Source organism: Streptomyces sp. ME19-01-6, assembly GCF_033793745.1.
In the GTDB taxonomy this organism is placed as follows: Bacteria; Actinomycetota; Actinomycetes; order Streptomycetales; family Streptomycetaceae; genus Streptomyces.
Window position 1 is genome coordinate 372837 of sequence record NZ_JARAXF010000002.1, and the last position, 24907, is coordinate 397743.

Sequence of the window (24907 nt, forward strand, 5' to 3'; positions counted from 1 at the left end):
CTGAGCGGGGTGGCACGACACAGCTACTTCTGCCCGATCCGCTGGTCGGACATGGACATCTACGGGATTGTCAACAACGTCTCGTTCCTGCGCTACTTGGAGGAAGCCCGGGTCGACTTCATCTTCCGGATGGCGCCGACCGAGGGCGATGCCTTCTTCCGGGACGGCTCGGTGGTGGTGGAGCACAGGATCCGCTACCGGCGGCAGCTGGTGCACCGGCACGAGCCGGTCGAGATCGAGATGTGGGTCTCCGACCTGCAGTCGGCGACGGTGGCCATCGACTACCTGGTCAGGGATGGCAACACCGTGTACGCCACCGCCTCGACCACGATGGCGCCGTTCGACTACACGGCGGGTCGGCCCCGACGGCTGACCGACGAAGAAGCCCGCTTCTTCGAGAAGTACCTCGAAAACACCCCGGCGGTCGGCTGACATGCGGCTGCTGCGGATCGGTACGCCGGGCGGGGAGCGGCCCTGCGCCGTGGGCCCCGGAGGGGTCGTCCGGGACCTGTCGGCGTGGGTTCCCGACTGGACGGACGCGGCCCTGGACCCGGACGCGCTGCGGGAGCTGCGGGCACGGCTGGAGCGGGAGGCCGTCGGGCTGCCGGCGGTCGACCCGGCCGCCGAGCGGGTCGGGCCGCCCGTCCGTCCCGGCGGGCACCTGCTGTCGATCGGGCTCAACTACCGTATGCACGCCGCCGAGGCGGGTCTGGCGCTGCCGGACGAGCCGATCGTCTCCAGCAAGGCACCGTCCACTCTGGTCGGCCCGCACGACGACCTGCTGCTGCCGCCGGGCGGGGAGAAGACCGACTGGGAGGTCGAGCTGGCTGTGGTGATCGGGCGGCGCGCCCAGTATCTGCCGGACCGCGCCGCCGCGCGGGCCCATGTCGCGGGCTTCGCCACGGGCAACGACGTGTCCGAGCGGAGCTGGCTGCTGGAGCGCGGCGGTCAGTGGGTGAAGGGCAAGTCGTTCGAGTCCTTCAGTCCGCTGGGGCCGTACCTGGTCACCCCAAAGGAGGCCGGCGACCCACAGCGGCTACGGCTGACCTGCCGGGTCAACGGCCGGCTGATGCAGGACGGGTCGACCGCCGACATGGTCTTCGACGTGGCCCATCTGATCTGGTATCTGAGCCAGTTCATGGTGCTGCACCCCGGTGACGTGGTGCTGACCGGGACGCCCGGCGGGGTCGCGCTGGGCCGCCCCGACCAGCCGTACCTGCGGGCCGGTGACGTGGTGGAGGCGGAGGTGGCGGGGCTGGGCGCGCACCGGCAGCGCTGCCGCGCGGCGGTCCCGGCAGAGATCCAGGGGAGCAGGAGCAGATGACCGTCCAGCGGGACCTCATCGGGGGCGACACTCGGGCGCGGGTGACCGAACTGCACGCGACCAAGGAGTCGGCCCGCCACGGTCCGAGCGACCGCGCGACCCGGACGCAGCACGCCAAGGGCAAGCTGACCGCCCGCGAGCGCATCGACCTGCTGCTGGACGCGGGATCGTTCGCCGAGGTGGAGCAGTTGCGCCGGCACCGGGCGGTCGGTTTCGGGATCGAGGAGCGCAAACCGCACACGGATGGTGTGATCACGGGCTGGGGCACGGTCGAGGGCCGCACCGTGTTCGTCTACGCGCATGACTTCCGGATCTTCGGCGGGGCGCTCGGGGAGGCGCACGCCGAGAAGATCCACAAGATCATGGACATGGCCATCGCGGCCGGTGCGCCACTGGTTTCGCTCAACGACGGGGCCGGTGCCCGGATCCAGGAGGGCGTCTCGGCCCTGGCCGGCTACGGCGGGATCTTCCAGCGCAATGTGCGGGCCTCCGGGGTGATTCCGCAGATATCGGTCATCCTGGGGCCGTGCGCAGGCGGTGCGGCGTATTCCCCCGCGCTGACCGACTTCGTGTTCATGGTGCGCGGTACCTCGCAGATGTTCATCACCGGCCCGGACGTGGTGAAGGCCGTCACCGGCGAGGACGTCACCCAGGAGCGGCTCGGCGGCGCCGACATGCATGCGGAGTTGTCGGGTGTGTCGCACTTCGTGTACGAGGATGAGTGGACCTGCCTGAGCGAGGTTCGTTACCTGCTGTCCCTGCTGCCGTCCAACAACCAGCAGAACCCGCCCTTCGCGCAGACCACGGACCCGACCGACCGGCGTACCGAGGCGTTGCTCGGCCTGGTCCCGGCGGAGGGCAGGCTGCCGTACGACATGCGCCGGGTGATCGAGGAGATCGTCGACCACGGCGACTTTCTGGAGGTCCATGAACGGTGGGCCCCCAACATCCTGTGCGGGCTGGCCCGGCTCGGCGGCCAAGTGATCGGCACAGTCGCCAACCAGCCGATCGCCCTGGCCGGGGTGCTGGACATCAGGGCCAGCGAAAAGGCGGCCCGATTCGTGCGGATGTGCGATGCCTTCAGCATTCCGCTGCTGTCCCTGGTGGACGTGCCGGGCTTCCTGCCCGGGGTGGACCAGGAGCACGGCGGGGTGATCCGGCACGGGGCGAAACTGCTGTACGCGTACTGCGAGGCCACGGTGCCCCGGGTACAGATGATCCTGCGCAAGGCATATGGCGGTGCGTACATCGTGATGGACTCCCGCTCGATCGGCACCGATCTGTCCTACGCCTGGCCGACCAACGAGATCGCGGTGATGGGTGCCGAGGGCGCCGCGAACGTCATCTTCCGTAAGCAGATCGCAGAGGCGGCCGACCCGGAAGCCGTGCGGGCCCGGATGGTCAAGGACTATCGATCGGAGCTGATGCACCCCTATTACGCGGCCGAGCGCGGGCTGGTCGACGACGTGATCGATCCCGCCGAGACCCGGTCGGTGCTGGCACGCGCCTTCCGCATGCTGCGGGACAAGCATGCGGAGCAGCCGTCCCGCAAGCACGCCAACACCCCCCTGTGACCTGTAGCCCGGTATCCCCTGCCTTGGAGCGCGCTCATGGCCATCACCTTCACCACCGAGACCGCCGTCCCGCTGCCCGCCGCGGAGCGGGCGGCGTTGCTGGAGGCGCCTGCCTTCGGCGAGGTGTTCACCGACCACATGATCAGCATCGACTGGGACCGGGAGCGGGGCTGGCACGACGCCCGGCTGCATCCGTACGGGCCGCTGGTGCTCGACCCCTCGGCTCAGGTCTTCCACTACGGTCAGGAGGTGTTCGAGGGCATGAAGGCGTACCGGCGCCCCGACGGCTCGGTGGTGACCTTCCGCCCGTACGCCAACGCGGCCCGGTTGAACCGCTCCTGCGCACGGATGGCGATGCCGCAGTTGCCCGAGGAGACCTTCGTGGAGTCCCTGGAACTGCTGGTCACGACCGACCGGGACTGGGTCCCGGACCGGCCCGGCCACAGCCTGTACCTGCGCCCGTTCATGATTGCCACTCAGCACACCATCGGGTTCTACGGGCCCTCCGGCGCCTACCGGTTCATGGTGATCGCCTCACCGGCGGCCTCCTACTTCAACGCCGGGGCGAAACCGCTCACGGTGTGGCTCTCGCAGGACTACACGCGGGCGGCTCCCGGAGGCACCGGCGAGGCCAAGTGCGGCGGCAACTACGCGGGCACCCTGGTGGCCCAGGCGCAGGCCCGGGAGAAGGGCTGCGACCAGGTGGTGTGGCTGGACTCCGCGGAACGCCGCTGGGTGGACGAGATGGGCACCAGCAACCTGTTCTTCGTCTACGGCACAAGTCTGGTCACCCCGGAGCTGTCGGGGACCCTGCTCGCCGGCGTCACCCGGGACTCGGTGCTGGCCTTGGCGGCCGAACTCGGCTACCAGGCCGAGGAAGGGAAGATCAGCGCGGAACAGTGGCGGGCCGACGCCGAGTCGGGGGCGCTGACCGAGGTGTTCTCCTGCGGCACCTCGTCGATGATCACGCCGGTCGGCTTCGTCAACAGCGCGGACGGCGAGTGGACGATGGGCGGCGGGGCGCCCGGCCCGGTCACCTCGCGGCTGCAAGTGGAGCTGTCGGGCATTCAGGCGGGGGTGCGGCCGGACCCGTTCGGCTGGGTACACAAGATCGCCTGACCGGCGTAGGACCAGGTCCGGATTCACTGTGGAGAAGGGAGCGTTAAGAATCATGAGCCGTTCGGTCCTCGTGACTGGGGGGAACCGGGGCATCGGCCTCGCGGTCGCCCGTGCCTTCGCGGAGGCCGGCGACAGGGTCGCGCTGACCTACCGAACGGGCGATCCGCGGGCCGCGACCCGGCTCGGCTGCCTCGCCGTCCCCTGCGACGTCACCGATGCCGCGCAGGTGGAGCGGGCGTACAAGGAGGTGGAGGCAGCACACGGACCGGTGGAGGTGCTGGTGGCGAATGCCGGCATCACCCGGGACCAGCTGCTGCTGAGGATGACCGAAAAGGACTTCTCGGAGGTGCTGGACACCAACGTGATGGGGGTCTTCCGGGTGGTCAAGCAGGCCGCTGAGGAGATGGTCGGGGCGCGGCGGGGGCGGATCGTGCTGATCTCCTCGGTGGTCGGTCTGCTCGGCGCGGCCGGGCAGACCAACTACGCGGCCTCGAAGGCCGGACTGATCGGCTTCGCCCGGTCCGTGGCGCGCGAGTTCGGCTCACGGGACATCACCTGCAACGTGGTGGCGCCGGGGTTCGTCGAGACGGACATGACCAGGGCGCTGAACGACAAACAGCGGGCCGCCCTGCTGGGCAAGGTGCCCCTGGGGCGCAGCGCCCAGGCGGAGGAGGTGGCGGCGGCGGTGCGGTTCCTCGCCTCCGAGGACGCCGCCTACATCACCGGGGCCGTCCTGCCGGTGGACGGCGGCCTGGGCATGGGGCACTGAAGCCACCACCACCGGACGTACGGACGGAGCCCGGCGCTCAGTGATGCTCCGAGACGAGCACCGCGCGAGTGCCGGGCTCCTGCGCCTGGAAGACGTGCGGGACGTCGGCCGGATAGCAGATGTAGTCGCCCGGGTGGAGTTCCACCGGCTCGTCGGCGGTGCCCACCAGGGCCCGGCCCGCGCTGATCACGACGTGCTCCACGACTCCGGGCAAGTGCGGCGCCGAGGAGCGCTGCGGACCGGGCTCGGCGGCGATGCTGTACACGTCCCGTCGGGCCCTGGGCGGGGAGGCGGCGAGGAGGGTGGCCCGGTAATCGCTCTGGGCGGATCCGATGGCCGGCCCCTCCCCCGCCCGGATCACCTGGACCTGCGGCCGGGAGACGGCCAGCAGCCGGGAGAACGGGATCTCCAGGGCCACGCAGAGCGCCCACAGCGTCTCCAGGCTGGGGTTTCCGGTGCCGGACTCCAGTTGGGAGAGCGTGGACTTGGCAAGCCCGGCCCGGCGGGCGACCTCGGTAATGGAGAGTTCCGCCCGGATGCGTTCCGCCCGCAGGGACGCGGCGATCACTTCGAGCGGTGGCTTGAGTGCGGGGTCGGCGTCGGACACGGATCGTTCGCTCCAATGGTCGATCGTTCGGCTTGACGAACATTCAGGCTCCGTTCATCATAAACTCCATGCGTTCGTTATGGAGATCCCTGGATGGAGGGCTGCTGCGCGACATCGCGCTCGTCTGCCTGGCCGTCGGGGTCATCGGCCTGTCGTACGGCGCCGTCGCGGTCACCTCGGGCTTCGCATGGTGGTTCCCGGTCCTGATGGGGGCGCTCGTCCTGGCCGCGTCGTCCGAGTTCCTGTTCATCGGGATCCTCGCCGCCGGGGGCAGCCCGATCGCCGCCCTGCTGGCCGGACTCCTGGTCAATGCCCGTCACCTGCCGTTCGGCCTGGCGGTTCCCGATGTGCTCGGGCGAGGCTGGCGCAGACTGCTCGGCACCCACCTGATGAACGACGAGACGGTCGTCTTCGCCATCGCCCAGGACGAACTGTCGAACAAGCGGGCCGCGTACTGGACCTGCGGTCTGGGCATCCTGCTCTGCTGGCCCGCCGGCGCCGCGCTGGGCGCGCTGCTCGGCAGCGTCGTGGAGGACACCGCGAGTCTCGGCCTGGACGCCATGTTCCCCGCGGTGATCCTGGCGCTGATCCTGCCCGCGATGAAGGAGCGGGCACTGCGGCGGACCGCGCTGGCCGGCACCGCGCTGGCGCTGGCCGCCACCACGTTCCTGCCGACCGGGCTGCCGGTACTGGCCGCCCTGGCCGCGCTGCCGCTGTTCACCGCCAAGGCGGCGGAAGGAGCCGCGCGTTGAGCGACGCCGTGCCGATGCTGCCGACGCTGGCGGCGATGCTGGCCCTGGCGGTCGGGACCTTCCTGCTGCGCCTCTCGGGGCCTTTCCTGCGGACCAAGATCACCTTCCCGGAGCGGGTCGAGAAGCTGCTGGAGGTCTCGGCGGTGGTCCTGCTCGCCGCACTGACAGCCACAGCCGCACTCACCGAGGGGGACGACTTCGTCGGCCCCGCCCGGCCGATCGGGGTCCTGGTCGGCGGAGTTCTCGCCTGGCGCAAGGCACCGTTCCTTGTGGTGGTGCTCGCGGCAGCGGGCACCGCGGCGCTACTGAGACTCGCCGGCGTTCCATGACGCGGCCGGACGCGCCGCGCCCCGCCGATCCCTCCGAGCGGGCGTTCCGCTTCAGTCGCCCGACTTCTTTCCGGCCCCCGATTACTTCACTTACCGGACACTCCGTTTCCTCTTGATATTACACAACGACACAAGCAAGGAATTCGGGCCGCTTTGGCAAGTTTGAGCCAAAACCATCTCAAATAATGGACCCGGGATTGCTCGCCCCAGAATGAGTCACGTAGCGTGGGCCGAGGTGAGTGACTTCGAAAGGTAGTCAGCTCGCGCACGACGGCTGACCTTCGTTCGGATGTTCGTTCTGTCGAGATGTTCGGGGGCGTATCGTGAATGAGAGCGTTGCATCCTTTCCTCTGACCGACTTGCAGCACACCCGCTCCGCGGGAAGCTGGACTTCCGGAAAATTCACCCGCCGTAATTCCGTTGGCGTCCATAAGTGACCTGGCGGGATACTCACGGGAACATTCTGCGAGCGCCCGAAAAAATTATGACCCGCGCTTGCCCTTGATATTCCTTCGCACACTGCGGGGAACCGGTCGGCCGTGGCGCGTCAGGCGGATGCCCAAGTGAAGATCCACAGGATCTGGATCGGGCTCAGGGACGGCGAACACGGACCGCGCGTCAACCTGCCCATTGCCGACGCGGTGATGGCTGTCCTGGACGCGGATGGTGCCAACGGGCAGACGGCGCCGGTTGCGTACCTCGTTCGCCGGGACGGAACCGTCAGCGGAGCTGGACGTGCGGACGCTGCGCGCGGAGCTGCCGCAGCCCTGCTCCGGAACATATTGCCCCGGAACTTCGTCCCGGTGGGCTCCTTCCCCTCTCATCGCACCGCGCTTGCGGCACAGCCCACGGAATAACCCAAGGAGCTCTGAGATACTGGTATGAATATCGTAGAGGTGGAGTCCCTGGCCCCGCACGATGCCTGGGGCGCGGCCATGGCACGCGTGCCACTGCTGTCCGAGCGCGAGCTCGACGTCTTCCAGCTACTTGCGAAAGGAGCGTCGAACCGGACCATCGCGACCCGGCTCGCCATTACCGAGCGCACTGCCAAGGCCCATGTGGCACGGATATTAGCCAAATTAGGCGTGGAATCACGGCTCCAGGCCGGGATCACCGGCTTCGCCTGGCAGATCTTCACGAGAGCGGGTCACAACCCGCCGCACCCCCGACCTGTCGTTCTCGAAAAGTCATCGCTCCTGGTCGAGCGACATAGCGGTACTCGTTGACGACGCGGCTCCTCACCGCCCTTCCGCCGTGGTCACCGCGAACCCGGCGATCCAAGCGGGGATCGCCTCGTAGAAGCGGGAGGTCATCTCGTACGTCCCGGTGGCCGCCAGGAGGCGTACGCCGCGATCCAGTCGAACTCCACGAGGTCGCCGCGCTCCAGGTGGTCGAGGAGGCGGTTGTCCCGCGTGCGGTTGATCGGGATCATCGCCGTCGACCCGGCGGCGTGGTCGCGGCCCGCCTGGACGACCCGCTGCTCGCCCTTCGCACGTTGCTCCGGGGTGGGCGGATTTCCCTCGATGAGCGCGTCGGCAACCCGGGCGGTAGCGATGTGGCCGCGGGCGCCCCGTCCAGACTCAGGCCTTCTGCGTCGCAGGGGCGGGGTGCTCGCCCGAGCCACGGACGATCAGCCGGGTGGGGACGGTGATGGTGCGGGTGCGGGTGCGGTCGCCGTCGAGGCGTGCCAGGGCGGTGGTCGCGGCTGTCCTGCCGATTTCTTCGGGGTACTGGGCGACGACGGTCAGGGCCGGTTCGAGCGCCTCGGCGAGCGGCAGGTCATCGAAGGAGACGACGGCGATGTCCTTCCGCTTGCTGCGGGAGAGTTCGGCGACGATTCCCAGCGCGATGATGTTGTTGCCGGCGAACAGGGCCGTAGGCGGGTCCGCCTGGTTGAGCAGCTGGGAGGTCGCGGTGGCGGCAGCGCGCGGGTCGTGGGCGCTGGTGACCAGGGAGCGGTCGTAGGGGAGGTCGGCTTCCTGCAGGGCCGAGCGGTATCCGGCCAGGCGTTCGCGGCGTGTGTACAACTTGACGGGCAGGTCGCCGATGAACCCGATGCGCCGGTGGCCGTGGGCGACCAGATGCGCGACACCGTCGTGGGCACCCGCGCGGTTGGAGCTGACGACGCTGTCCGTGGACAGACCGACTCCCGGACGGTCGACGAAGACCACGGGCAGCCCCGCGGCGCGATGTGCTTTCAGCGGGGAGTGGTCGGCGCCGACGGACGGCACGACCATGAGAATGCTGACGCGGCGGGCGAGGAACTTCTCCGTCAGCGCGCGCTCGCGTTCGGGGTCGTCCGCGGATGAGCCCATGAGCAGGGTCAGGCCGCGGTCGCGCACCGTGTCCTCTATGCCGCTGGCCACGGCTCCGAAGAAGGGGTTGGCGAGGTCGGGGACGACCAGGCCGATGGTGGTGTCGGGTCCACCGACGCGGATGTTGCGCGCCATGAGGTTCGGCTGGAAGCCGAGTTCGGCCACGGCGGCGAGAACCTGTTCCCTGGTCTGTGCGGAGACGGGTCCGTCCTCGTTGAGGACACGGGAGACCGTCTTGGCGCTGACGCCCACCTCTCGGGCGACGTCGGCCAGGGTGGGGCGGCGGCTCGCTGCCATGGAGGAAAACCGCTTCCTGTGTGCTCGCGGGTTCCGGCCGTGACACCGGCCGGAACCCGCGAGTGCTGTCAGTTGGCTTGGACTCCGGCGGCCTTCGCGGCCTCGGAGTCCGCTACGACAGTACCTCCGGCCTCATCGAGGGTGAGCGCGCCGGTCATGATGGAGACGACCTCCGCCATGGAGAAGTCGGAGGGCTTGATCAGGGCGGCGCGCCGGCCCAGCCGGTGGACGTGGATCCGGTCGGCGATCTCGAAGACGTGGGGCATGTTGTGGCTGATCAGCACGACCGGCATGCCTCTGTCGCGGACGCGGCGGATGAGGTCCAGGACTTGGCCGGATTCCTTGACGCCGAGGGCGGCGGTGGGCTCGTCCATGACGACGACGGTACGGGCCCAGGCCACGGCGCGGGCGACCGCGACGGCCTGGCGCTGTCCGCCGGAGAGGGTCTCGACGGCCTGGGTGAGCGAACGCAGGCCGATCTTCAGGTCGGCCATGTGCTCGGCGGCCTCCTGACGCATGCGCTTCTTGTCGAGCATGCGGAAGGCGCTGCCGAGGATGCCGGGGCGGCGCAGCTCGCGGCCGAGGAACACATTGGAGGCGATGTCCATGGAGGCGGCCACGGCGAGGTCCTGGTAGACCGTTTCGATGCCGTGGCTGCGAGCGCTCTGCGGCCCGGAGAACTGGATGGGTTCGCCATTGAGGCGTATCTCGCCCGCGTCGGGGGCCAGGGCGCCGGTGAGGGCCTTGATGAGGCTGGTCTTGCCGGCTCCGTTGTCGCCGATGACGGCGAGGACTTCGCCGGGGAGCAGGTCGAAGTCGGCGCCGTCGATGGCGGTGACGTGGCCGTAGCGCTTGACCAGACCGCGGGCCTGCAGAACGGGGGTGGCGGAGGTGGTGGTCATCGGGCCTTCTTCCGGGAGATCTGGTCGACGGTCACCGCGAGGATCACCAGAATTCCGGTGATCAGGGTCTGGTAGATGGAGGCGACGCCCATCAGCTGCAGGCCGTTGCGGAAGACGCCGACGATGAGCACGCCGATAAAGGTGCCCAGGACCGATCCGCGTCCGCCGAAGAGGCTGGTGCCGCCGAGGACCACGGCGGTGATGCTGTCGAGGTTGTCGGTCTGCCCCGCCTGGGGGTCACCGACTCCGGTGCGGGAGATGAGCAGCAGGGCGGCGATTCCGTACAGGAGGCCGGCGGTGGTGTAGATGCCGATGGTCAGCCGGGAGTTCCGGATGCCGTTGAGCCGGGCGGCCTCGGCGCTGTTGCCCAGGGCGTAGACGTGACGGCCCCAGGATGTGTTGCTCAGCGCATAGGCGAGCAGGAGGAACAGGCCGATGGTGACCAGAGAGCCGTAGGTGATGTCGGTGTGGCCGAGCGGGAAGGTCCGCCCGAGCGCCGTCAGCGGTGCGGGCAGGGTGGTGATGGTCTGCTCTTCGGAGTAGATGTGGGTCAGGGCGAACGCCACGTTGAGCATGCCGAGGGTCACGATGAACGGCGGCAGCGGGATCTTCTCCACCAGCAGCCCGTTGACCATTCCGAAGCCGCCACAGACGACCACACCCACAGCGATGGCGAGGAGCGGTGGCAGGGAGCCCTCGGCGGCCATCTTGGCGATCACGATGCTGCCGAACGCCATTACGGCCCCGCACGACAGGTCGATGCCCGCCGTGAGGATGATCAGGGTCTGACCGATGGCGAGGGTGCCGACGACCATGACCTGCTGGACGATCAGGGAGAAGTTCCCGCCGGTCAGGAACTGATCGGACGACAGGGAGAAGAACACACAGGCCAGAAGCAGGGCGACCAGCGGGCCGGTGGTCGGTGCCGTGAGCAGTCTGCGGGCCGTGGTCGGTCCCTTGAGCTCGGCGTACGGCGTGGACGTGGCAGTCATACGAAATCCTCGTCGGAAGACAAGGGGACGGCCGGCCCCTGGCCGGGGAGGATCCGGGGCCGGCCGCCCCGCTGAGGGGAGGCGGTGTCAAACGGTCATCCGGGGGTCAGCCCCAGCAGTTCTCCAGGCCGAACGCGGTGTCCTTGGACGCGGCCCCTGCCTGCGCCTTGTCGGTGATCAGGGTGACGCCGGTGTCCGTATAGCCGGATGCCTTCTTGCCGTCCTTGGCGTACGTCGCGACGGCCTTGACGCCCTCTGCGGCCATCTTCAGCGGGTACTGCTGGGACGTGGCGGCGATCTTGCCGTCCTTGACCGCCTTGGTGCCGGTGCAGCCGCCGTCGACGGAGACGATCAGAACGTCCTTCTCCCGGCCCTTGGCCTTCAGCGCGGTGTAGGCGCCCAGGGCCGCCGGTTCGTTGATGGTGTAGACGACGTTGATGCCGGGCGCCTTCTGCAGGCAGTTCTCCATGGCGGTCTGCCCCTTGGCCTGGTCACCACCGGTGTCCTGGGAGCAGACGACGGACGGGTCCTTCTCGCCGACGCCGAAGCCCTTCAGGAAACCGTCGTGCCGCTGGACGCCGACCGCGACGCCCGGCGCGAGGTCGAGGGTGGCTATCTTGGCCTGCTTGCCCTTCATGGCAGCCTTGGCGTACTCGCCGATCAGCTGGCCGGCCTTGAAGTTGTTGGTGGCGAAGAGGGCGTCGACCGCGCTCTGCGGCTCGGTCGGGCTGTCCAGGGCGATGACCAGGACCCCCTTGGCACGGGCCTTCTCGATCGCGGGCACGATCGCCTTGGAGTCGCTCGGGGTGATCAGGATGCCCTTCACCCCGGAGGCCACCATGTTCTCGATGGCGGTGATCTGCCCGGCGTTGTCACCGTCGAACTTGCCCGCAGCGGTGGTCAGTTGGACGCCGTTTTCTTTTGCGGCCTTCTCGGCGCCTTCCTTCATCTTCACGAAGAACGGGTTGGTGTCGGTCTTGGTGATCAGACCGACCTTGACGCCCTTGCCCGACCCGGTGCTCGCGGAGCCCGATCCGGATCCGCAAGCGGTCAGGGTGAGGGCTGCGATGCCCGTGCATGCGGCGACTCGGAGGACGGAGGGGGTCAGACGAGTGGTGCGGGACATGAACGACTCCTGCGGGATTGCGGGCGGCGCGGCCGGGATCGGAGCATGCCGTCTCCTGGTGACATCGTTGACTTATGTCATCGTTGACACTGCTTGCCGAGGATGATGGACTCCGTTTCCCGGCAACGTCAATGCCTTGCCCTCGTCACAAATCGGCAACGTCCGCGGCCGCCGCCGACCCGCCGCCCATCAGCGGCCCGCGCCGCGACGTGCTTCGTTCCCCCATACCGTCCGGAGAGAAGAGCAGCTCATGAGCCTGCGCAAGATCACCGTCCTGGGAGAGTGCGTCGCGGACGCCTTCACCGAACCCGCACGCGACCCGCATGAGCTGGCCCTGCGCGTGCTGCCCGGTGGCGGCCCCGCGAACACGGCGGTGGCGCTGGCCCGGCTGGGCACCCCGGCCCGCTTCCTCGCGCGGCTGTCCGGTGACGTCTTCGGCCGCCTCTTCCGGGCCCGCCTGGAGGCGTCCGGCGTGGATCTGGCGGACTCTGTCGCGGCCGCCGAGCCCAGCACGCTGGCCGTGGCCGAGCTGGACGCCCAGGGCCAGGCCGCGTTCTCCTTCCACGCGCAAGCCACCGCCGACTGGCAGTGGACACACGCGGAACTGGCCGGAGTGGACCTGTCCACCACCGACTGTGTGCACACCGGATCGCTCGCCCTGGTCAAGGAGCCCGGGGCGGCGGTGGTGGAGGAGTTCCTGGCAACGGCCACTCCTCAGGCCACCATCAGCATCGATCCCAACGTCCGGCCGCTGCTGGTGCGCCCCGAGGTCTACCGCGCCCGACTGGAGCACTGGTGTGGCCTTGCCGACGTGCTGCGGCTGAGCGAGGACGACCTGGAACTCCTGCTGCCCGGAACATCACCCGAGCGCGCGTGCGATATCTGGCATACCGCCGGAGCGCGGCTTGTGGTGATCACGCGCGGCGCCGACGGCGCCCTGGCCTCCCTCGACGGTGAACGGCTGCGGGTGCCCGCGGTGGCGACGCGGGTGGTCGACACGGTGGGGGCAGGGGACTCCTTCACCGCCGGCCTGCTGCACTACCTCGGCGCCCGCGGATTTCTCGGCGGCAGGCTGACCGGCCTCGGCCTCGGCGAGGTCGCCCAAGCGTGTCTGTTCGCCACCCAGGTCGCGGCCCTGACCTGCTCGGTCGCCGGTCCCAACCCGCCGTGGCAGAGCGAGTTGGCCCAGTTCGCGGCAGTCGGCGGCGCCTGAGTGGCAGACCTGCCACGCCGCAGCAATCGCGCCCGGACCGTTGACGTGTTGGCCGGATTGCGCTCATCATCGGGCCACCCGATGTCATCGATGACATAAGTCGACGCCGACACTCCTCGTCGGCGCCGTGGACGACGGCACCGCAAGGTGTCACTCTTTGGTCCGTCCATGCCGAGCGGCAGACTCCGCCGCGTGGACGGCCGCAGCACAGGAGACACCATGAGCTCTGGACGTGTACCCCGGCATGCCCACACACGGCTGATCGCGGCGGTGGCGACCGTCTGCGCCCTGTCCGCCGCCCCGCTCGCTCCCCAGGCCGTCGCTGCCGATACCCCGCCGTACTCCGAGACCTACCGCCCCCAGTTCCACTTCACACCGGAGAAGAACTGGATGAACGACCCCAACGGCCTCGTGTACTACAAGGGCGAATACCACCTCTTCTACCAGTACAACCCGGGCGGCAACTCCTGGGGCGACATGTCCTGGGGACACGCGGTGAGCACGGACCTCGTGCACTGGAAGCAGCTGCCGCTCGCCCTGTCGCACGACGACAAGGAGATGGTCTTCTCCGGCAGCGCCGTCGTCGACTGGAACAACACCACCGGCTTCGGTACCAAGAAGAACCCGCCCATGGTGGCGGTCTACACCAGTGCCTACAAGGACGGCGGCAAACAGGCCCAATCGCTCGCCTACAGCACCGACCGAGGGCGCACCTGGACCAAGTACCAGGGCAATCCCGTCATCGACATCGGTTCCAAGGAATTCCGCGACCCCAAGGTGCAGTGGTACGCCCCCACCAAGAGCTGGCTGATGACGGTATCGCTGTCCACCGAGCACAAGGTGCGGTTCTACTCGTCCAAGAACCTCAAGGACTGGAAGCAGCTCAGCGAGTTCGGTCCGGCCGGCGCCACGGGCGGCGTATGGGAGTGCCCCGATCTGTTCCCCCTCGCGGTCGACGGCGACGAGAACAACATCAAGTGGGTCCTGGTCGTCAACATCAGCCCCGGGGGCATCGCGGGCGGTTCGGCCGCCCAGTACTTCATCGGCGACTTCGACGGAAGGAAGTTCACCCCGGAGGGCAAGGGCACCTACACCCCGCCGACCGGCCAGGTCATGCAGGACTTCGAGGGCGGCGACTTCGGTTCGTGGACGACCACCGGCACCGCCTTCGGCCAGGCGCCGGCAGCCGGGGCGGTGGACGGTCAGGGCACGGTCGACGGTTTCGACGGCAAGGGCCTCGCCAACAGTTTCCACGCAGGCGACGCCGCCACCGGCACCCTCACCTCCCCCCAGTTCACCGTCGACAGCCGTTACCTGAACTTCAAGATCGGCGGCGGACGGCACCCGCATGTGCCCGGAACCGTCATGGAGCAAGGACCTCCGCCCGAGGGCACGGTCCTCGCCGACTTCGAAGGCGGCACCTACGGCGACTGGACGACAACCGGCGACGCCTTCGGCACCGCTCCGGCCACCGGCACCCTCCCCAACCAGCAAGAGGTCTCCGGCTGGCTGGGAGAAGGCCTGGTCAACACGTACCTGAACGGCGACTCCAGCACCGGTACCCTCACCTCGCCCGAGTTCACCATCGACAAGGACCACGTCAACTTCCTCATCGGCGGCGGCAACCACCCCGCCGGCTCCGACAATCCGACCGCCGTGGAACTCCTCGTCGACGGCAAGGTGGTCCGCAGCACCACCGGACAGGACGGCGAGGCACTGAACTGGGCCTCCTGGGACGTCCGAGACCTCGCCGGCGAGACGGCGCGGATAAAGATCGTCGACGACAACACCGGCGGCTGGGGCCACCTCAACGTCGACCACATCATGCTCTCCGACACCCAGGCCCAGCCCGTCTCCCAGGAGACGTCCGTCAACCTGATCGTCGACGGCAAGGTCGTCCGCAGCGCCACCGGCGCGGGCAGCGAGACCCTGGACTGGGCCTCCTTCGACATGCGCCCCTACGCCGGCCAGAAGGCCCAGCTCCAGATCGTCGACATGAACACCGCCGGCTGGGGCCACCTCCTCGCCGACCAGTTCACCGCCGCCGACGCCCCCGCCAAGTCCGTCGTACAGCGCGCCGACTGGGCCGACTACGGCAAGGACTACTACGCGGCGGTGTCCTGGGAGAACGCCCCGGGCGGCAAGCGGTACATGATCGGCTGGATGAACAACTGGGACTACGCGGGCGCCATCCCCACCTCGCCCTGGCGGAGCGCGCAGAGCATCCCCCGGGAGATGGCCCTGCGCACCATCGACGGCCGGATCCGGCTGACCAGCCAGCCGGTGAAGAGCCTGACATCCCTGCGGGAGCGGCGCCCGGAGACGGCGGCCGGGGCCACCGTCAAGAACACCTCACAGCCCTTGATCGGCCCCGCGGCAGAGGGCAGGACACTCGACATCGAGGCCACCTTCTCCCTCGAGGACGCCGAACGGTTCGGCCTGAAGGTGCGCACCGGCGCCGGACAGGAAACCGTCATCGGGTACGACACCACCACGCAGGAGCTGTACGTCGACCGCACCCGCTCCGGCGCCGTGGACTTGGGCAGCACCTTCCCCGGGGTCCAGACCGCACCGCTGGAGGCCAGGAACGGCAAGGTGAAGCTGCGGATCCTGGTCGACTGGTCATCCGTCGAGGTCTTCGGCGGCAGCGGCGAGGCCGTGATCACCGACCAGATATTCCCCGACCCCGACAGCCAGGGAGTGCGGGTCTTCGCCGAACACGGATCGGTGAAGCTGGACCAGGCCCGTGTCTGGCACCTCGGCTCCTACCGCGAATGACCAACCGACCACACCTCACCACGCAAGGACGGAAACCGTGAAGAAGACCCTGCTCGCCGAGTTCACCGCCCGCGAGGGATCGGAGGACGAGGTCGCCCGCCTGCTGCTGGACTACGCCCGGAAGGTGCGCGAGGAAGAAGGCAACCTCACCTTCGACGTCTACACCAAGGCATCCGCCCCACGCGCCTACTGGATCTTCGAGGTGTACCGGGACGAGGACGCCTTCCAAGCGCACCTGAACGCCCCGTACGGCGGCCCGTTCAACGCCGCTCTCGCGCCGCTGATCGAAGAAGACGCCTCCGTGCTGACGTTCCTCGACCCGGCTGCCTGATCCCCGGCCCTCCGTTACCTTTTTCGTGGCTCCGCAATGGGGCCTCCGGCCTTCGGGTCCGGCATGACTTCCCCCCTTGTTGTTCATGATCCGGGGGGTGGTGTCACCGGGTCCGGAGGCATCGAACGCGCGGTGCAGGAACGGGCCGGCGTCGTATGGAACAGCTCGGTCCCCAGATCACGCTCCAACACCCGGACCGCCTGCGACAGCGACGTCTGCGACACATAACTGTCCCTCGGACGACACGGCCGAAAGGCGCCTCGCCGATCCGTACGCGATGCTCGTGGTCCGGAAACCCCGCCGGGGTGCGGAACGAATTCGCGTCGCCTGTAGGAGCCCGTATGTCGTTCAACCCGTTGGAACAGCGGGGTATCCCCCTCGACCGTCAGGTCCGCACCTGGCGTGAGCTGGACATGACCCCCATCGATCCGGATCACTGCGATCCGTACACCCGGTGCCGCATCATCGCGATGAACGGCATCGAGGTCGAGGCAATCCTGTTCAGCCACCAGATGGCCCGCCACTGCCCGGACCTCGACGTGAAACGCGAGCTGGCTCGTACCCGCTACGTCGAGGCGCAGCAGCAGAAGGCGGTGAACTGGCTGCTGCCGGGGGTCGCCTCGGTGTTGGAGACGACGATCGCCTACGAGCAGGTGGCGGTGGACCTCACGGCCTGGGTGGCCCGCATGGAGCCCGATCCGTATCTCACGCAGGCGTATCAGTTCGGTGTGCTGGAGGACTTCGATCATCTGTACCGGTACGCGAATCTGTACGAGATGATCGAACACCGCAAGGCCGAGGAGATCGTCCAGGGGCTGACCGAGGTCATGCCGGGCCGCCCGACGGAACGCCATCACCGCCATCCGGCGGACAACGTCCGCGAGCCGTACGACCGGACTCAGGCCAGCCCGCTCTCCAAGCTCCACGCCCTGACGATTATGGCGGCGGAGCAGCAGACCATGAACTTCTACATGAACGTCGGCCCGCAGTACATGGAGCCGATCGCACGCCAGCTCTACCAGGAAATCGGGCTCATCGAGGAAGAGCACGTCACTCATTACGAGTCCCTGGTCGATCCCGGCGAGACCTGGTGGGAACGACTCGTCATCCACGAGTACAACGAGTGCTACCTCTATCACTCCTTCATGGAGCAGGAGCCCGACCCGAAGGTGAAGGCCATCTGGGAACTGCACCTGAACATGGAGCTGGAGCACCTGCGCATCGCCTGCGATCTGATGCGCCGCAACGACAATCGCGAGCCCGAAGAGGTCGTCGCGCCACAGCTGCCGAACGTGCTCACCTTCGAACCCAACAAGGGATATCTCCGTGAGCTGCTGGCCACCCAGATGGACCTCACGACTCTCGGCACCGGCTACGTACGCGAGGCCCATGAGCGTTTCGAGGCCATGCAGGCCCGGCTCAACGACGGCGGCCCGCCGCCGAGCAAACGAGTGATGACGCAGCACCGCGAGATGTTCGGCCGGGAGTACCGGCTGGAAACCGAGGGCGAGCACCCCGCGCAGTCGCAGCGCTCCCGTGACTGACCCGCCCCGCCCCCTGGAGGATCTGGTGACCGATGATGCTCAGCGCCACGCTGCCGATGGCATGGACGATGTGGTGGCGCTCCTGACGCGTCAGCACGGCGAGATCCGCAGCCTCTTCGACGAGGTGGAACGGGCCACGGGTGATGACCGGCGGGATGCCTTTCGACGCCTGGTCAGGATGCTGGCCGTCCACGAGACGGCTGAGGAGGAGGTGGTGCACCCCGTGGTCCGCCGGTCCTTCGAGGGCGGAGAAGGTGTGGTCGAGGACCGGTTGCGGGAAGAGCGGCAGGCCAAGGAAAGGCTCAGCCGCCTCGATGGGCTGGACACCGCGGACCCCCGGTTCCTGCCTTTGCTGAGGGAGCTGCGCACCGAGGTCATGGCACACGCCCGCGCCGAGGAGCGCTATGAATTCGTTCAGCTGCGGCGGCGCACCGGTGCCGGGCAGCTCGCCATCATCGCCAAGGCGGTCAAGGCCGCCGAGGCCGTGGCTCCCACTCGTCCGCATCCGGGGGTGGAGACCGCCACGAAGAACATCGTGGTCGGCCCGATGGCGGCGTTGATCGACCGCGCCCGTGACACCATCCGCAAGACCATGGGCAAGGACGGCTGACCAGGCGGACCGCAAAGGCGTGCGCGACCCCTCAGTGCCTCGTCAGCCGGCGCCCACATGATCGCTGTGCAGACGCTCGAGCAGTTGCGCATGGTGCAGGTCCGCGACCGGCGCCAGCAGATCCGGGTGGCGCAGCAGCGGCGTCGCCTTCCGGTCGTAGTCGTCGGGGGCCGTCAGACGCCGGAAGTCGACCGGCGAAGCGGCGGTGTGCTCGCAGGCGGCGAGCGCCGCCACGGCCGCGTCGGCCAGGGCGGGCGAGGTGAGCAGCGCCGCCGCCCAGCTCGCCACGACCTCGTCGACCCAGGTGCGCCAGGCGAAGTCCTCCTCATCCAGCTCGTGCAGATCTCCGCCCAGCATCCATTCCAGCCGGGCGGAGCCGCCCGGTCCCGCCATCGCCACGAGTGCGGCCTCCGTCGCCGTCGGATACCGAAGCCAGGCAGCCACCGTCACGGCCTGCCGGGCCTGCGCCTCGGCGAGCGCGGCATTCATCGCTCCTCCGGCCGGCGGATAGGCCCGTATCAGCCATTGAGCGGTGGCGGCGATGATGGATGACAGGTACACGAACAAACGAAGCTGCTCCTCCCGAGCGGTACGGCCTGGTGCCCGCCCGGCTCTGGGACCGAGGCGGAACACAGAAAGGAGCAATCAACATATCCCAATGCGTGCAGAGGTAAAGTGGTCTATGTCATGAACTCCATGAATGCGCTGTCGTTGGCCCGGGCGCAGGGAGTGTTCAACGTGGCGAGCGGCGCATGGCCGCTGCTGCACCTGCCCAGCTTCGAATGTGTTTTCGGGCCCAAGCGGAAGAAGCGGGAGCAGGACTGGCTGGTGCGCACAGTAGCCGGTCTGCTGGTCTCCAACGGCGTGAATCAACTGCGCACCCCCTCGACGCCCCAGTGCCTGGCCCAGGCACGCCGCACAGGGGTCGGTACGGCCGTGACACTTCTACTCGGCGACGTCATCCACGTCCCGACAGGGCATGCTCGTCGTGCTCATATCGCCGATGCGGCCATCGAGGCCGGTTGGCTCATCGCCTGGTGGAAGCATTCCCGACACCGCCCATGACGAGCGCATCTCATGGGGCGGTGTGTCAGGTCGCCGCCCCACCACCCTGACCGTAATTCACGCTGGGGCGACGCCGACGGTGCAGGTGCCGCTCCGAACGTGACGTGCGGGTGGCGGCCTTGTTCCAGCCGGGTGTAGTAGTCGGTGCTGACGCCGGCGAGCTGAGCGACCTCCTCGCGGCGCAGCCCTGGTACGCGGCGTGTGCCCGCGCCCGTTTCCGGCTCCCCCGTGGCCGACGGGAGCGTCGCCCGGGCCGACCCGGAGTGTTTCGGCGCAGTGGAGCACGGGGACCCGACGCTGCGCCGGTGCGGTCCGTCCGGAGCCCGCCGGCGTGGCAACACGTCGAGAGGAGTCACTGATGAGCACGGTGCAGGAGTCCGTCGAGGTAGAGGTACCGGTGCGAACCGCCTACAACCAGTGGACGCTCTTCGAAGAATTTCCACGGTTCATGGAGGGCGTGGAGCGAGTCCAGCAGGTGGACGACCGCCACAGCCACTGGATCACCAGCCTCGCCGGCGCCCGCAGGGAGTTCGATACCGAGATCATTGACCAGCTCCCGGACGAGCGGGTCGCATGGCGCACGACCTCGGGTGACATTGAGCAGAAGGGCCTGGTGACCTTCCAGCCCCTGGACGAATCCCATACGCGCGTCGACGTGACGATGGGCTTCCGGCCGACGGGCGTGGCGGAGAAGGCCGCCGACATGCTGGGAGTTCTCGACCGGCGGGTCAAGGGCGACCTGCGCAGGTTCAAGGAATTCATCGAACACCGCGGCGAGGAGGAGGGCGGCTGGCGGGGCCGGATCACCCCCGGCTGACCGGGCGGCGCATAACCCGCCTGTGTCCAACTCCACTGTGTCGAGGGCGAAGCGCGGATCGGATCAGCCTCGGCGCTGAGAAGGATCTTGAGAACCGCAAAGCAGAAGTTGGCTGGCGCTCCGCGCGATCCGGGCAGTGGCATGGCTTGGCTGCGACCTGGGCGAACCCCGGCATTGCGGCGGTCTCGGCCTTCGGCGCGGGCGCGCTCCTCGAGGGTGCGTTCCATCCTCGGGATGGGCGCCGCCCCGCTCGGGTGCGGCGCCCAGGCCCGGGGCGGGTGGGCTCGTCGGGCGAAGCGGCAGAAGGTCTCGCGCTTGCCGCCGTGGAGGTAGTAGACGTCCTTGCCGCGGGAGCGGGTGCTGAGATGGGTGTCCTTGTCTCTCGTGATCGGATCGGATCATTCGGCGTGGTCTGCGGCCCGTTCAGCGAGCCGTCAGGGCGACTGTCACTTGCCCCAGATCTTCCGGTACGCCTGCTGGTAGCCCGACGGGTCCCAGGTCGTGGCACCGTGGCTGTTGTCAGCCGTGGTGACGTGGACGGGGGCCACATATCCGCTGGCGGGACGGCCGGAGAAGGCGCGGTTGAACTCGTCGACGATCTGCCAGCCCTGCAGGGACAGCGGCTCGGGGACGGTTGCCGCCTGGTACTGCTTGCCGTTGATGCGCTGGAAGGCGGACGGGTCGCCGTCCCCGGCGCCGATGTTGAAGGGCGGCCCGGGGCCTTTCCTGCCCGCGGCGCGGAAGGCCGGGGCGGCATCGGCGAAGTACAGGTCGTTGATGGCGACGGAATACGTCCACTGGCTGGGGAAGCGGGTGAGGAGCGAGGAGATCTCCCGGGGTGTGCGGCTGCTCGCGTCCGGGATCGGGATGTTCTCATACGCCAGCAGCTTCACGCCCGAGCAGGTGGCGAGTTCCTTCCTGATCAGTTCGGACTTGTTCTTGGCGAAGGGGATCGAGGCGTCGGTGAAGAGCACGACCCCGGCTCTGCCGTGGGAGCTCGAGATGACCCATTGCGCGCTGGCCTTGGCAACGTCCTCGACCCTGGTGGTGATGTTGGTGAAGAGCTTCGGCCGCCGGCTGGGGCCGGGGGAAGCGACCGCGTGCCAGCCGATGAGCGGGATGCGTGCCGCGTTGGCCCGCGCGACCTGCTGCGAGGTCGATCCGGGGTCGAAGCCCCCGATGACGATGCCCGAGGGCTTGAGGGCCACGGCCTCGCTCATCGCCGCCTGGATGCCTGCGGGGGTACCGCCGCCATCGATCACCCGGACCTTCCAGCCGATGACCCGTGCCGCTTGCCGCACGCCGTCGGCGGCGCCCGCGACCCCGGGATTGGTCATGGTCTGGGCGACGTAGACGATGGTCTTGCCTCCCACCCCCGTGGGGCCGCTGGTCGGTCCGTTCCAGGGGACGTCGGTCCGCTCCGCCCGGCTGATGGCGGCCTGGGCCCTCGCGTGGGCCATGGGGCAGCCGCTCGGCGCCGAGGCGGAGGCCCCCGGGCCACTCGACGAGCCGCGTTCACAGCCTGCCATGACGGTTGCCGCGACGAGCAGGGCGGTGGCGGCGGACCGGGGCCCCAGGACGCCGGGGGTGGCCTTGCGGTGCATGTGGTGCACAGAAGCTCCTCGCGGGGGGGGTGAGCGCGACGGCGCGGCCGCGGCTGGGCGCGGTGGGGACGCGCGCGGCTGGGTCATGGAGTGCTGCCCGCCGTGCCGCCGTCCTGGGAGGACGGCGGCTCCGCTGACGCGGCGGGTGCGTCGCGGGCCGCGACGGCACCGGTGCGCAGTCGGCGGCGAGCGGAGTAGCCGGCCAGGCCGACGGCCAGAAGCAGGGTGCCGCCGTAGAACAACGGGACCGTCCAGAAGTCCGCGCCCATCTGGGCGATGCCGGTGAGGCCGACGGCGAGGACGGCGACGGCGACGAGGGTGCCCATGGCGTTGGGCCGGCCGGGTTTGATCGCGGTGGAGCCGAGGAGGGCGCCCGCGAAGGCGGGCAGCAGGTAGTCGAGGCCGACGCTCGGATTGCCGATCTGCTGCTGGGCCGCGAGCAGCACTCCGGCGAAGCCGACGATCAGCCCTGATGCGGCGAAGGCGTAGACGGTGTATCTGCGGGTCGGGATGCCGACGAGGTCGGCGGCGCGCGGGTTGGACCCGATGACGTACAGGTACCGGCCGAGCGGCATCCGCTCCAGCGCCACCCAGAGGGCGACCGCGAGCGCGAGCACGTAGTAGGCGGGGACCGGAAGGCCGAGGAACGTGGAGTCGTAGATGTCGGTGAAGGCGTCGGGGAGGCCGCGCGGGCCGGGGACGATCCGACCGCCGCCGGTGATCCAGCCTGTCACGGCGTACAGCATGCTGCCGGTCCCGAGCGTGGCGATGAAGGAGTCGATCCGGCCGAACTCGACGATGACACCGTTGAGGACGCCGACGACGCCCCCTCCGACGATCACCGCGAGGCAGGCGAGCGGCCAGGGCCACCCGTTGTTGACGACGAGCTGCATCACCATGACGTGTGCCAGGCCGAGGCCGTAGCCGAGGGAGAGGTCGAACGCGCCGGTCACGATGGGGACCATGGCGGCGAGCGCGAGGACGGCCGGGATCGACTGGGTGGACAGGATCGAGTCGACGGTGGCCAGGGTGGGAAAGGTGCGCGGCAGGGTGACGGAGAAGAGCAGGAAGAGCAGGGCGGTGAGGGCCAGGAGGCCGTAAGCGCCGATGAGGTGCCCGCCCGGGCCGCGCGGTCGGGCCGGGCGGCCCGGCCCGGCCCGTCGGCCGAGTCGGCTCAGGGGGCCCCGTCGACGCGACCGTGGCCGGGGCGAGGACGGGGAGGGCGAGGCGGTCACGGGTTCGTCGCGGTTCCGGAGGGGGGCATGGCCGAAGCCGCCCGGGTGAGCCCGGCGACCGTGAGGTCCGGACCGCTCAGCTCGGTCGTCACGGATCCGCGGACGAAGACAAGGGCGCGCCGGCACACGCCCGCGACCTCCTCGAAGTCGGTGGAGATGAGGAGGACCGCGAGGCCGGCGGTCAGCGCTTCGTCGAGCAGGCGGTGGATCGCGGCCTTGGCGCCGATGTCCACACTCGCCGTCGGCTCCTCGAGGATCAGCAGGCGCAGGCCTGCCCGGAGCCACCGGCCGATCACGACCTTCTGCTGGTTTCCGCCGGAGAGGGTGGCGATGGGGGCCTCGCTGTCGCGGGGACGCACCGAGAACCGTGCGATCAGGGTGGCGGCCTCGGCGCGTTCGCGGCGGGGGCTGATCCAGCGCAGTGCCGGCCGGCCTCCCGCGCGGGGGTTGGCCAGGAGGTTCTCCCGTACGGTCAGTTCGGCCAGGCAGCCTTCCCGCTGTCGGTCGCCGGGCACGAGGGCGACACCGAGTCCGACGGCGTCGGCGACCGTACGGGGACGGTACGGGCGGTCGCCGAGGAGGACCCGTCCGCCGAGGAGGGGCCCGGAACCCGCGAGAGCTCGGCCCAGGTCCATGTGTCCGGCACCCGAGAGGCCGACCAGGCCCAGGACCTCGCCGGCCCCGGCTTCCAGGCTGACCGGTCCGGCGCCGGTGGTCCGTACGCGGTCGACGGTCAGGACGGCCGGGCCGCCGGGCGTCGCCGCGGCGGCCCGGCGGTGGCCGGCCGGCTCCTCACCGAGGATGTCGTGCACCAGGCGGGCAGGGCTGTGGCCGGCCAGCGGGCCGTGGCTGACGAGGTGGCCGTCGCGCAGGACGGCGAAGGTGTCGGCGACCTCGTACACCTCGTCCAGGCGGTGGCTGACATAGAGGATGCCGTGTCCCCGGTCGCGCAGGGCGTGCAGGACGCGGAACAGCCGGGCGCAGTCGGCGGCGGGGAGGCGGGCGGTCGGCTCGTCGAGGACGATGAGCTTCGCCCGCGACGCGAGCGCCCGGGCGATGGCGACCAGGGAACGCTCGGCCGGTGCGAGGTAGGCGATCGGTGTGTCGGGATCGAGATGTCCGGCGACGGTCCGCAGGGTCTCGGTGCAGCGCTCCCGGGTCCGCCGCCAGGAGATGAGTCCGGCGCGGCGCTGATATCCGGTGCTCAGGGCGATGTTCTCGGCGACCGTCATCCACTCCACCAGACCGAGATCCTGGTGGATGAAGGACATGCGGCGGGAGGCGGCATGAGTGCCGAGCGGGTGCCCATCCACCGTGATCCGCCCCGAGTCGGCGTGGTGGACGCCGGCGAGCACCTTGATGAGGGTGGACTTTCCGGCTCCGTTGGGGCCGAGGAGGGCGAGGACGCCGCCGGCGTGGATATCGAGGTCGACCCCGGCCAGCGCGAGGGTCCCGCCGAACCGCTTGCCGAGCCCGCGGATACGAACCAGAGGTTCCGCCGCGGCGGGCGGGACCGCTTGAGCAGAGGTGTCGTGAGCGTCGTGCACGGACATCTCCGGGGGTCGGACTGGCGAGCTCTTCCCGACTGGCATCAGCGATACTAG

Annotated in this window: 25 protein-coding genes and 1 pseudogene; 15 read left to right on the forward strand and 11 right to left on the reverse strand. The window is 69.2% G+C overall.

Annotation, left to right across the window (positions count from 1 at the left end; translation table 11 throughout):
- The first annotated feature begins 9 nt into the window (after nucleotides 1-9).
- Genes PV419_RS05390 through fabG form a run of 5 tightly spaced genes read left to right on the forward strand, consistent with a single transcriptional unit; the run spans nucleotide 10 to nucleotide 4786 of the window.
- Entirely contained in the window at nucleotides 10-432 is a 423-nt protein-coding gene (locus PV419_RS05390; RefSeq protein ID WP_319686495.1) for a thioesterase family protein, read from the forward strand.
- 1 nt (nucleotide 433) lies between these two features.
- Entirely contained in the window at nucleotides 434-1324 is an 891-nt protein-coding gene (locus tag PV419_RS05395) for a fumarylacetoacetate hydrolase family protein (RefSeq protein WP_319686496.1), read from the forward strand.
- On the forward strand, nucleotides 1321-2898 hold the full coding sequence (locus PV419_RS05400; RefSeq protein ID WP_319686497.1) for an acyl-CoA carboxylase subunit beta: 1578 nt from the start codon (nucleotides 1321-1323) through the stop codon (nucleotides 2896-2898). The genes PV419_RS05395 and PV419_RS05400 overlap by 4 nt, the downstream gene beginning before the upstream one ends.
- 36 nt (nucleotides 2899-2934) lie before the next feature.
- Nucleotides 2935-4017 (forward strand): branched-chain amino acid aminotransferase, encoded by a 1083-nt coding sequence (locus PV419_RS05405; RefSeq protein ID WP_319686498.1) that lies wholly within the window; start codon nucleotides 2935-2937, stop codon nucleotides 4015-4017.
- 52 nt (nucleotides 4018-4069) lie between these two features.
- On the forward strand, nucleotides 4070-4786 hold the full coding sequence (gene fabG, locus PV419_RS05410; protein WP_319686499.1) for a 3-oxoacyl-[acyl-carrier-protein] reductase: 717 nt from the start codon (nucleotides 4070-4072) through the stop codon (nucleotides 4784-4786).
- A gap of 37 nt (nucleotides 4787-4823) precedes the next feature.
- Here the strand turns inward: fabG and PV419_RS05415 are convergent, their stop codons facing one another.
- Nucleotides 4824-5393, reverse strand: a complete 570-nt coding sequence (locus PV419_RS05415) for an XRE family transcriptional regulator (protein ID WP_319686500.1) — start codon at nucleotides 5391-5393, stop codon at nucleotides 4824-4826.
- Between the two features lie 68 nt (nucleotides 5394-5461).
- Between PV419_RS05415 and PV419_RS05420 the strand changes: the two genes are divergently transcribed.
- From PV419_RS05420 to PV419_RS05430, 3 genes are all read left to right on the forward strand, one after another.
- Nucleotides 5462-6145, forward strand: coding sequence for an AzlC family ABC transporter permease (locus PV419_RS05420; RefSeq protein WP_319686501.1), 684 nt, complete (start codon nucleotides 5462-5464; stop codon nucleotides 6143-6145).
- A gap of 14 nt (nucleotides 6146-6159) precedes the next feature.
- Nucleotides 6160-6474, forward strand: a complete 315-nt coding sequence (locus tag PV419_RS05425) for an AzlD domain-containing protein (protein ID WP_319686738.1) — start codon at nucleotides 6160-6162, stop codon at nucleotides 6472-6474.
- Between the two features lie 881 nt (nucleotides 6475-7355).
- Nucleotides 7356-7700 carry a helix-turn-helix transcriptional regulator gene (locus PV419_RS05430; RefSeq protein WP_319686502.1) on the forward strand — a complete coding sequence of 115 codons (345 nt, stop codon included), beginning with the start codon at nucleotides 7356-7358 and terminating at the stop codon, nucleotides 7698-7700.
- An 83-nt stretch (nucleotides 7701-7783) separates the two neighbouring features.
- On the opposite strand, the gene PV419_RS05435 is transcribed toward PV419_RS05430, so the two are convergent.
- The 5 genes from PV419_RS05435 to PV419_RS05455 all read right to left on the reverse strand — a co-directional run bounded on the left by PV419_RS05435 (nucleotide 7784) and on the right by PV419_RS05455 (nucleotide 12106).
- On the reverse strand, nucleotides 7784-7906 hold the full coding sequence (locus tag PV419_RS05435; protein ID WP_319686503.1) for a hypothetical protein: 123 nt from the start codon (nucleotides 7904-7906) through the stop codon (nucleotides 7784-7786).
- Nucleotides 7907-8054: 148 nt separating this feature from the next.
- On the reverse strand, nucleotides 8055-9086 hold the full coding sequence (locus tag PV419_RS05440; RefSeq protein WP_319686504.1) for a LacI family DNA-binding transcriptional regulator: 1032 nt from the start codon (nucleotides 9084-9086) through the stop codon (nucleotides 8055-8057).
- 68 nt (nucleotides 9087-9154) lie between these two features.
- On the reverse strand, nucleotides 9155-9988 hold the full coding sequence (locus PV419_RS05445) for an ATP-binding cassette domain-containing protein (protein WP_319686505.1): 834 nt from the start codon (nucleotides 9986-9988) through the stop codon (nucleotides 9155-9157).
- Nucleotides 9985-10980, reverse strand: a complete 996-nt coding sequence (locus tag PV419_RS05450) for an ABC transporter permease (protein ID WP_319686506.1) — start codon at nucleotides 10978-10980, stop codon at nucleotides 9985-9987. Before PV419_RS05450 ends, PV419_RS05445 begins: the two co-directional genes overlap by 4 nt.
- Nucleotides 10981-11086: 106 nt before the next feature.
- A complete protein-coding gene (locus PV419_RS05455) occupies nucleotides 11087-12106 on the reverse strand; it encodes a sugar ABC transporter substrate-binding protein (RefSeq protein ID WP_319686507.1) in 1020 nt (339 codons plus the stop codon).
- Nucleotides 12107-12356: 250 nt separating this feature from the next.
- Between PV419_RS05455 and PV419_RS05460 the strand changes: the two genes are divergently transcribed.
- The 5 genes from PV419_RS05460 (at nucleotide 12357) to PV419_RS05480 (ending at nucleotide 18582) form a co-directional block, all read left to right on the forward strand.
- Nucleotides 12357-13319, forward strand: coding sequence for a carbohydrate kinase (locus PV419_RS05460; protein ID WP_319686508.1), 963 nt, complete (start codon nucleotides 12357-12359; stop codon nucleotides 13317-13319).
- Between the two features lie 219 nt (nucleotides 13320-13538).
- Nucleotides 13539-16097, forward strand: a complete 2559-nt coding sequence (locus tag PV419_RS05465) for a GH32 C-terminal domain-containing protein (RefSeq protein WP_319686509.1) — start codon at nucleotides 13539-13541, stop codon at nucleotides 16095-16097.
- A gap of 37 nt (nucleotides 16098-16134) precedes the next feature.
- Nucleotides 16135-16428 (forward strand): antibiotic biosynthesis monooxygenase family protein, encoded by a 294-nt coding sequence (locus tag PV419_RS05470; protein WP_319686510.1) that lies wholly within the window; start codon nucleotides 16135-16137, stop codon nucleotides 16426-16428.
- A gap of 341 nt (nucleotides 16429-16769) precedes the next feature.
- Nucleotides 16770-17972 (forward strand): hypothetical protein, encoded by a 1203-nt coding sequence (locus PV419_RS05475; protein ID WP_319686511.1) that lies wholly within the window; start codon nucleotides 16770-16772, stop codon nucleotides 17970-17972.
- Between the two features lie 61 nt (nucleotides 17973-18033).
- Nucleotides 18034-18582, forward strand: a complete 549-nt coding sequence (locus tag PV419_RS05480; protein ID WP_319686739.1) for a hemerythrin domain-containing protein — start codon at nucleotides 18034-18036, stop codon at nucleotides 18580-18582.
- A 42-nt stretch (nucleotides 18583-18624) separates the two neighbouring features.
- On the opposite strand, the gene PV419_RS05485 is transcribed toward PV419_RS05480, so the two are convergent.
- Complete coding sequence (locus tag PV419_RS05485) at nucleotides 18625-19149, reverse strand: hypothetical protein (protein ID WP_319686512.1); 525 nt, start codon at nucleotides 19147-19149, stop codon at nucleotides 18625-18627.
- Nucleotides 19150-19269: 120 nt separating this feature from the next.
- Here PV419_RS05485 and PV419_RS05490 point away from each other — a divergent pair, with 120 nt between their 5' ends.
- Nucleotides 19270-19647: a hypothetical protein gene (locus tag PV419_RS05490; RefSeq protein WP_319686513.1), complete on the forward strand. Its 378-nt coding sequence runs from the start codon at nucleotides 19270-19272 to the stop codon at nucleotides 19645-19647.
- A 107-nt stretch (nucleotides 19648-19754) separates the two neighbouring features.
- Here PV419_RS05490 and PV419_RS05495 read toward each other — a convergent pair.
- Nucleotides 19755-19886 (reverse strand): annotated as a pseudogene (locus tag PV419_RS05495) (helix-turn-helix domain-containing protein); the annotation flags it as partial.
- A 119-nt stretch (nucleotides 19887-20005) separates the two neighbouring features.
- Here PV419_RS05495 and PV419_RS05500 point away from each other — a divergent pair.
- On the forward strand, nucleotides 20006-20464 hold the full coding sequence (locus tag PV419_RS05500) for an SRPBCC family protein (protein WP_319686514.1): 459 nt from the start codon (nucleotides 20006-20008) through the stop codon (nucleotides 20462-20464).
- 446 nt (nucleotides 20465-20910) lie between these two features.
- Here the strand turns inward: PV419_RS05500 and PV419_RS05505 are convergent, their stop codons facing one another.
- From PV419_RS05505 to PV419_RS05515, 3 genes are all read right to left on the reverse strand, one after another.
- Nucleotides 20911-22068, reverse strand: coding sequence for a substrate-binding domain-containing protein (locus PV419_RS05505; RefSeq protein WP_319686740.1), 1158 nt, complete (start codon nucleotides 22066-22068; stop codon nucleotides 20911-20913).
- Nucleotides 22069-22151: 83 nt separating this feature from the next.
- On the reverse strand, nucleotides 22152-23303 hold the full coding sequence (locus PV419_RS05510; protein WP_319686515.1) for an ABC transporter permease: 1152 nt from the start codon (nucleotides 23301-23303) through the stop codon (nucleotides 22152-22154).
- On the reverse strand, nucleotides 23300-24850 hold the full coding sequence (locus PV419_RS05515) for a sugar ABC transporter ATP-binding protein (RefSeq protein ID WP_319686516.1): 1551 nt from the start codon (nucleotides 24848-24850) through the stop codon (nucleotides 23300-23302). Before PV419_RS05515 ends, PV419_RS05510 begins: the two co-directional genes overlap by 4 nt.
- Between the last annotated feature and the right edge of the window lie 57 nt (nucleotides 24851-24907).